Origin of the sequence: Streptomyces lothianensis, assembly GCF_047779955.1 — a bacterium.
Classification (GTDB): domain Bacteria; phylum Actinomycetota; class Actinomycetes; order Streptomycetales; family Streptomycetaceae; genus Streptomyces.
Genome location: NZ_JBLMKT010000054.1, coordinates 22503 through 29836, shown reverse-complemented (window position 1 = coordinate 29836; position 7334 = coordinate 22503). Strand labels below are relative to the sequence as shown.

The following is a 7334-nucleotide window of genomic DNA, read 5'->3' as shown; positions in this document are numbered from 1 at the left end:
TGACCATCAAACCCGCCTGAACGATCGAGCGACACCACGAGTTCAACCTCAGTAGTCCACCAGTTGGTCCAGTCGCTCCCGCCAAGTCGGAGGTCGCCGTGGAGGCTGCCCGGCAGTACAACGTGCACGAGGCGAAGACGCACTTCTCCCGGATACTGGAGCAGGTCGCAGTGGGCGAGGAGGTCGTGATCTGCAAGGCGGGTGAGCCTGTGGCGAAGGTGGTTCCGCTGCGGCCGAAGGTGCGGCGTACGGGCAGGGGCTCGCTGAGCGGACAGATCCGTATCGCCGACGATTTCGACGAACTGCCCGACGACATCGCCGACGCTTTCGGGATGCGCTGATGCGCTGATGCGCCTGCTCCTCGACACGCACGTCTTCCTGTGGTGGCTCGGCGACTCGCCGGAGCTCGCCGATGACATCAAGGACCTGCTCGATTCCGAACCGGCCGTATACGTGAGTGCCGTATCGCCCTGGGAGATCGCGATCAAGCAGGAGCTGGGCAAGGTGGAGGGCCCGGCCGACCTGGCCGAACGGGCGCGGGACGGCCAGTTCACCGGCCTGCCGGTCACGGCCGGTCACGGGGTGCGCGCCGGCCGGCTCCCGCACCACCACCGCGACCCGTTCGACCGACTCCTCGTCGCGCAGGCGCAGATCGAGGGCATGACTCTGGTGACCCGGGACAAGTGGATCCCGCACTACGACGTGCCGGTGCTTGCCGTCTGAGCCGACGGGGCGAGGCCGTGGATGCAGTGGAGCCCCGGGGCTCTGTGGGGGAAGAGGCCCGGGGCTCCTGGCGGTGCTGCCGTTTCCGGCAGCGGGCTCGTCTGCGTTGCGCGGCCCAGGGTGCGCGCAGCCTGGGTCGTGGGCGGCCTGAGTCGCGGGGGGGCCTGAGTCGTGGGCGGCCCAGGTCGTGAAGGACCTGGGCCGCGCGGAGGCTAGAAGGTCAGCTTCCAGCTGTTGATCTGGCCGGTGTCCCACCTGGCCTTGTCCTGGACCCGCAGTTTCCAGGTGCCGTTGGCGGTCTCGGAGGAGGCGTTCACCGTGTACGTCTCGCGGACGTCGTCCGCCGAGTCCCAGGAGCTGGCCGGCTTCAGATTGCGGACCGTGCCGTCCGGTGCCACCAGGTCCACCACGAGGTCACCGCGCCAGGTGTGCGAGATGTCCACGGTGACCTTGAGGTCGGACGGGGCGTTGCCGGCCTGGTCGTCGACGGTGATCGACGAGGTCACGGCCGGGCCGTTGTCGGGGATCGAGACGGGAGTGGTGTTCTCGTAGGTGTCCCCGTCGCCGCCACCGCCGCCGCCGTCGGAGCGCTCGCCGACGTTGACGCCGGCCCACGCGTCCTGCACGGCCGCGTACTCGGCGCTGGAGGTCCCGTACAGCTCACCCGCGACGGCGAGCGTTCCGGTGCGCGCGCCCGCGTAGTTCGTCCGCGAACCGAACTTCGTGGTCAGCGCCTTGTACCAGATCAGCGCGGCCTTCTCGCGGCCGATGCCGGTGACCGGCAGGCCGTCGGAGGTCGGCGAGTCGTAGTTGACGCCGTTGATGGTCTTGGTGCCGCTGCCCTCGGAGAGGAGGTAGAAGAAGTGGTTGGCGGGGCCCGACGAGTAGTGCACGTCGATGTTGCCTATGCCCGAGTACCAGTAGTCCTTGGAGTTGCCGTCCTTGCTCGGCTTGTCCATGTAGCGCAGCGGCGTGCCGTTGCCCCGGATGTCGATCTTCTCGCCGACGAGGTAGTCGCCGAGGTCGGAGGAGTTGTTCGCGTTGAACTCCACGGCGGCGGCCATGATGTCGCTGGTCGCCTCGTTGAGCCCGCCGGACTCGCCGCTGTAGATCAGGCCCGCGGTGTTGGAGGTGACGCCGTGCGTCATCTCGTGCGCGGCCACGTCGATCGAGGTGAGCGGCTTGGCGTTGCCGGAGCCGTCGCCGTAGGTCATGCAGAAGCAGCTGTCCGACCAGAAGGCGTTGACGTAGGCGTTGCCGTAGTGCACGCGTGAGTACGCGCCCACGCCGTCGCCGCGGATTCCGCTGCGGCCGTGCACGTTCTTGTAGTAGTCCCAGGTCAGCGCGGCCCCGTAGTGTGCGTCGGCGCCCGCGGTCTCCGCGTTCTGCGGGGTGCCGTCGCCCCAGACGTCGTCCGGTCCCGAGAACAGGGTGCCGGTGCCCGACGTGCCGTGGTTCAGGTTGTACGTCTTGTGGCTGCCGCGCGCGGCGTCGTTGAGCGTGTAGTTGCCGCCCGACTGGGAGGTGCCGAGCGGGACCTGGCCGCTGTACTGGGTGTTGCCGGTGCCCTCGGTCTGCACGGCCTGCCACTCGTACAGCTTCTCGCCGCTCGCCGCATCGGTGACGACATGCAGCTCGTTGGGCGTCCCGTCGTGCTGCAGTCCGCCGACGACCGTCTCGTAGGCGAGGGTGGGGGCGCCCTCGCCGCCCATCCAGACCACCTTGCGCGGCGCCCGCTCGGCGGCCGTCTGCTTCGAGCCCTCGGCCTTCGCGGCGGCCACGGCCTGGCGCTCGGCGGCCGATGCGGCGAGCTTGGCGGAGGTGCGCACCCCGCTCAGCTTCGCGTTCGATGCCCTGGTCACGGACCGGGTGTCACCCGAGTCCGCGGCGACCACCAGGTCACCGCCGAGGACGGGCAGCCCGTCGTAGGTGCGCTCGTAGCGGGTGTGCGTGGTGCCGTCCCGGTCCTGGACGACATCGCGGACGACCAGCTTCTCCTTGGCGCCGAGCCCGAGATCCTTGGCGGTCTCGGCCTTGGTGGCGTTGGCCTCGCGCATCAGCTCGGCGCGTTCGGCGGGGGAGAGCTTGGCGGGCAGGGCGCCCGGGTCGGCCTTCCCGGCGACGGGAGCGGCCTGGGGACCGGCGTTGGCGGTGCCGGCCTGGAATCCGAGGGCGAGCAGGGCGGTGGCGGACAGCAGAGCGCCGGCCGCTCTGGCGCGGCGATGCGGTCTGCGGACGTGGGGGGTGGATCTCAACACTGACTCCTTCTGCGGGGCCGTGGTCGACGGCCGGACCACCGGACGGCAGGTGTCGCCGAACGGTCTGAACGGGCAGAACGGGCTGTACAGGCGGGGCCGGACCGAACCGGCCGGGCTTGCTGAACAGGCGGAGCATGGTGCGGAGTTGCCTACCGATGCGCCGGTGACGCGAGGGACGGGGCGCACCGGTCCGTGTGAAGCGTGGCAGGTGGGCCGAGCCCCTGTCAGGGGCGCGTCAAGACTTTGGCCGGAAACAGTCCGTTGTGCGGGGGCGTCTGTTCGGTATACGGAAGGTGTCCGCGCCCGACGCGTCGTCGAACGCCGACGACGGCGGTACGCGAGTGCGTACCGCCGCCGTCACCAGTGGCGCCTGACCTGGGCACTCAGCCCACGAGGCTGTCCCGCCAGGCCCGGTGCAGATCGGCGAACCGGCCGGCACCGCCGATCAGTTCGGCCGGTGGCCCGTCCTCGACCACTCGGCCGGATTCCATCACCAGGACCCGGTCCGCGATCGCGACCGTGGAAAGACGGTGGGCGATGACGACCGCCGTGCGGCCGTGCAGCACCGTCCGCATCGCCTCCTGCACCGCCCGCTCACCCGGTACGTCCAGGGAGCTGGTCGCCTCGTCGAGGATCAGGATCGCCGGGTCGGCGAGCAAGGCCCGTGCGAAGGCGACGAGTTGGCGCTGGCCTGCGGAGATACGGCCGCCCCGCTTGCGTACGTCCGTGTCGTAGCCGTCGGGGAGCGCGGTGATGAACGCGTGCGCGCCGATCGCCTTCGCGGCCTGCTCGATCTCCTCGCGGCTGGCCTCGGGCCGGCCGATCGCGATGTTCTCGGCGATCGTGCCCGAGAACAGGAAGGCCTCCTGGGTGACCATGACGACCCCGCGGCGCAGTTCGGGGACGGCCAGATCCCGCAGGTCCACCCCGTCCAGGAGGACCCGCCCCTCGGAGGGGTCGTAGAACCGGGCCAGGAGCTTGGCGAGCGTGGACTTGCCCGCGCCGGTGGAGCCGACGACCGCGACCGTCTGTCCGGCGGGCAGGTGCAGGTCGAAGCGCGGCAGGACCTCGCCGCCGGTGCGGTAGCGGAAGCTCACCGACTCGAACGTGACCGAGCGGCCCGGCGCTTCGCTCGCGCGCAACGGCTTCACAGGCAGCGGGCGCGGCTCGGCGGGCTCGGGGACCGAAGGGGTCTGGGCGAGCAGACCGGCGATCTTCTCCAGGGACGCGCCCGCCGACTGGTACGAGTTCAGGAACATCCCCAGCCGGTCGATCGGGTCGTACAGCCGGCGCAGATAGAGCACACAGGCCGCGAGCACACCGAGGGCGAGCGTGCCGTCCGCCACCCGGTAGGCGCCCCACAGCACGATGCCGGCCACGGCCGTATTGGCGACGATCCGCGAACCGACCACATAGCGGGCCATTTCCAGGAGCGCGTCCCCGTTGGTGCGCTCGTGGCGGCGGTTGAGGACCGCGAACTCCTCGTCGTTGACCCGCTCGCGGCGGAAGGCGCGCACCGGGCGGATGCCGTTCATCGTCTCCGCGAACTTCACGATCACCGCGGCGATCGTCGTCGACCGCTTCCGGAAGATCCGCCCCGCGCGCTTCTGGTACAGCCGGACCAGCAGGTACAGCGGCACGAACGAGGCGACCGCGACGCCGCCGAGCCCCAGGTCCAGCCAGAGGAGCATCGCCGAGATGAAGGCGAAGGAGAGGACCACCGTGACGAGTTCCTGCAGGCCCTCGCTGAGCAGCTCGCGCAGCGATTCGACATCGGTGGTCGAGCGGGAGATGAGGCGGCCCGAGGTGTAGCGCTCGTGGAAGTCGACGGACAGGGCCTGCGCATGGCGGAAGATCCGGCCGCGCAGATCGAGCAGCACCTCCTGGTTGACGCGGGCGGAGGAGCGGATGAAGCCGTACTGCAGGGCCGCCGCGCCCAGCGAGCACAGGGCGTAGGCGGCGGCGATCGCGATCAGCGGTCCGGTGTCGTCGGCCCTGAGCGCCGGTACGCCGCGGTCGATGGCGTACGCGACGAGCAGCGGGCCCGCCTGCACCGCGGCCTCCTTGAGCAGGAGCAGGACGGCGGTGAGTGCGACGCGCGCCTTGAGCGGCGCGAGCAGGGAGCGCAGGAGCGAGCCCGTCGCGCCCTCGGGTGCGGGCAGCGCGTCCCGGTCGAAGGGATCGCCCGCCGGCTGCTCGGTGGCTTCGGCGGGTTTGTCCAGTGTGGTCGTCACCGGTTCTCCTTCGCGTACGTCAGATCGTCGAGGCCGTCCGCGTACGGGTCCTCCGGGCCGACCCGGCTGTCTGAATCAGGGCCGTCCGTATACGAGCCGTCCGTATGCGAGCCGTCCGTATGCGAGCCGTCCGGGCCGTCGGTGAGCGGGGTGCCCGGGGACGAGCCCTCCGGGCCGCCCGGATACGTGTCCTCCTCGGCCCCCGACATCAGCCACGCGTACTCCGCGCTGTCCCGCAGCAGCTCCTGGTGTGTGCCCACCGCGGTGATCCGGCCGCCGGACAGGAGCGCCACCCGGTCCGCGAGCAGCACGGTCGACGGGCGGTGCGCGACGACGAGCGCGGTGGTCTCGGCGAGCACCTCGCGCAGCGCCGCCTCCACCAGCGCCTCGGTGTGCACGTCGAGCGCGGAGAGCGGGTCGTCGAGCACCAGGAAGCGCGGCTGACCGACCACCGCGCGCGCGAGCGCGAGTCGCTGGCGCTGCCCGCCGGAGAGGCTGAGGCCCTGCTCGCCGACCTGGGTGTGCACGCCCTGCGGCAGAGCGTGCACGAAGTCGGCCTGGGCGACGGCGAGCGCGCGCCTCAGATCGTCGGCGGTGGCGTGGGCGGCGCCCATCAGCACGTTCTCGCCGACGCTCGCCGAGAACAGGGTGGGTTCCTCGAAGGCCACCGCGACGAGTTCCCGCAGCCGCTCGCGCGGCATGGCGGTGATGTCCTCGCCGTCGAGGGTGATCCGGCCGCCGGTCGGCTCGTGCAGCCGGGGCACGAGCGCGGTGAGCGTCGTCTTGCCGCTGCCGGTCGCCCCGACCAGTGCCATGGTCTCGCCGGGGCGGATGTGCAGATCGATCCGGTCGAGGCTGGGGATGCTGTCCGGTGCGGCGTCCGGGTATCGGAACTGGACGCCTTCGAAGCGGAGCCCGCCGCCTGCGGGGCCCGGCTCGGGACGGTCCGGCCCCGCACGGTCCGCTTCCGTACCGTCCGCTTCCGTGCCGCCCGCGTCCACGCGCACGGCGCCCGTACCCTTTGCGCTCCCGCGCACCTCGCCGCCGGGCAGCTCCGAGGACTCCGGCTCCGCGTCGAGCACTTCGAAGTACCGCTCCGTCGCCGTCGCCGCCTCCTGGCTCATCGCGAGCAGGAAGCCGATCGACTCCACCGGCCAGCGCAGCGCGAGCGCCGTCGACAGGAACGCCACCAGGGTGCCCGCCGAGAGCGTCCCGTCGGCCACCTGGACCGTGCCGAGCACCAGGGCCGCCCCGATGGCGAGTTCGGGCAGCAGCACGATCACGGCCCAGATCGTCGCGAGCAGCCGCGCCTTGCCCAGCTCCGTGCCGCGCAGCGTGCGGGCCAGCGAGGCGAAGTCGCGGGCCTGGGCCCGGTGCCGCCCGAAGCCCTTGATGATCCGGATGCCGAGCACGGACTCCTCGACCACCGTCGTCAGATCGCCCACCTGGTCCTGCGCCCGCCTTGCGATCTTCGCGTACCGCCGCTCGAAGGCGGAGCAGACGACGACCATCGGGACGACGGGCGCGAGCAGCACCAGGCCGAGGCCCCAGTCCTGTGCGAGGAGGATGATCACACCGACGAGGATCGTCACCCCGTTGACCAGCAGGAAGGTCAGGGGGAACGCCAGGAACATGCGCAGCAGCATGAGGTCCGTCGTGCCGCGCGAAAGCAGCTGCCCCGAGGGCCACTTGTCGTGGAAGGTGACCGGTAGCCGCTGCAGATGCCGGAACAGATCCGCCCGCATCGAGGCCTCGACGCCTGCGAGCGGCCGCGCCACCAGCCAGCGCCGGAACCCGAAGAGCACCGCCTCGCCGAGCCCGAGCAGCAGCACGAACAGCGCGCCGAGCCACACCCCGCCCGGGTCGCGCTCGGCGACCGGACCGTCCACCATCCACTTCAGGACCAGCGGGATGACCAGACCCACGCAGGAGGCGAGGATCGCGATGAAGGCCGCCGTGAACAGGCGCACGCGCACCGGTCGTACGTACGGCCACAGGCGCAGCAGGCAGCGCACGGCGGACCGTCGGTGCGGGGTGGCGGTGGGAGCGGCAGGTGTGGTGGGCATCAGGAGCGAGATTAGGCTTCGCCACTGACAATCCCCATCGGTTTTTGGTCCTA

General features: G+C 71.1%; 5 protein-coding genes. 2 read left to right on the top strand and 3 right to left on the bottom strand.

Translation table 11 applies throughout. The features are described from left to right. Window positions 1-98 precede the first annotated feature (98 nt). Window positions 99-341: a type II toxin-antitoxin system Phd/YefM family antitoxin gene (locus ACLF6P_RS18985; RefSeq protein ID WP_415951689.1), complete on the top strand. Its 243-nt coding sequence runs from the start codon at window positions 99-101 to the stop codon at window positions 339-341. A 7-nt stretch (window positions 342-348) separates the two neighbouring features. Then, on the top strand, window positions 349-723 hold the full coding sequence (locus ACLF6P_RS18980) for a type II toxin-antitoxin system VapC family toxin (protein ID WP_415951688.1): 375 nt from the start codon (window positions 349-351) through the stop codon (window positions 721-723). A 212-nt stretch (window positions 724-935) separates the two neighbouring features. On the opposite strand, the gene ACLF6P_RS18975 is transcribed toward ACLF6P_RS18980, so the two are convergent. The 3 genes from ACLF6P_RS18975 to ACLF6P_RS18965 all read right to left on the bottom strand — a co-directional run bounded on the left by ACLF6P_RS18975 (window position 936) and on the right by ACLF6P_RS18965 (window position 7281). Continuing rightward, window positions 936-2978, bottom strand: coding sequence for a M4 family metallopeptidase (locus ACLF6P_RS18975; protein WP_415951687.1), 2043 nt, complete (start codon window positions 2976-2978; stop codon window positions 936-938). 386 nt (window positions 2979-3364) lie between these two features. Next, complete coding sequence (locus ACLF6P_RS18970) at window positions 3365-5215, bottom strand: ABC transporter ATP-binding protein (protein ID WP_415951686.1); 1851 nt, start codon at window positions 5213-5215, stop codon at window positions 3365-3367. After that, window positions 5212-7281 (bottom strand): ABC transporter ATP-binding protein, encoded by a 2070-nt coding sequence (locus ACLF6P_RS18965; protein WP_415951684.1) that lies wholly within the window; start codon window positions 7279-7281, stop codon window positions 5212-5214. The genes ACLF6P_RS18970 and ACLF6P_RS18965 overlap by 4 nt, the downstream gene beginning before the upstream one ends. Between the last annotated feature and the right edge of the window lie 53 nt (window positions 7282-7334).

Coding starts and splice junctions, on each gene's coding strand:
- ACLF6P_RS18980 (WP_415951688.1), top strand. CDS start 349: ATGCGCCTGCTCCTCGACACGCACGTCTTCCTGTGGTGGCTCGGCGAC.
- ACLF6P_RS18965 (WP_415951684.1), bottom strand. CDS start 7,281: ATGCCCACCACACCTGCCGCTCCCACCGCCACCCCGCACCGACGGTCC.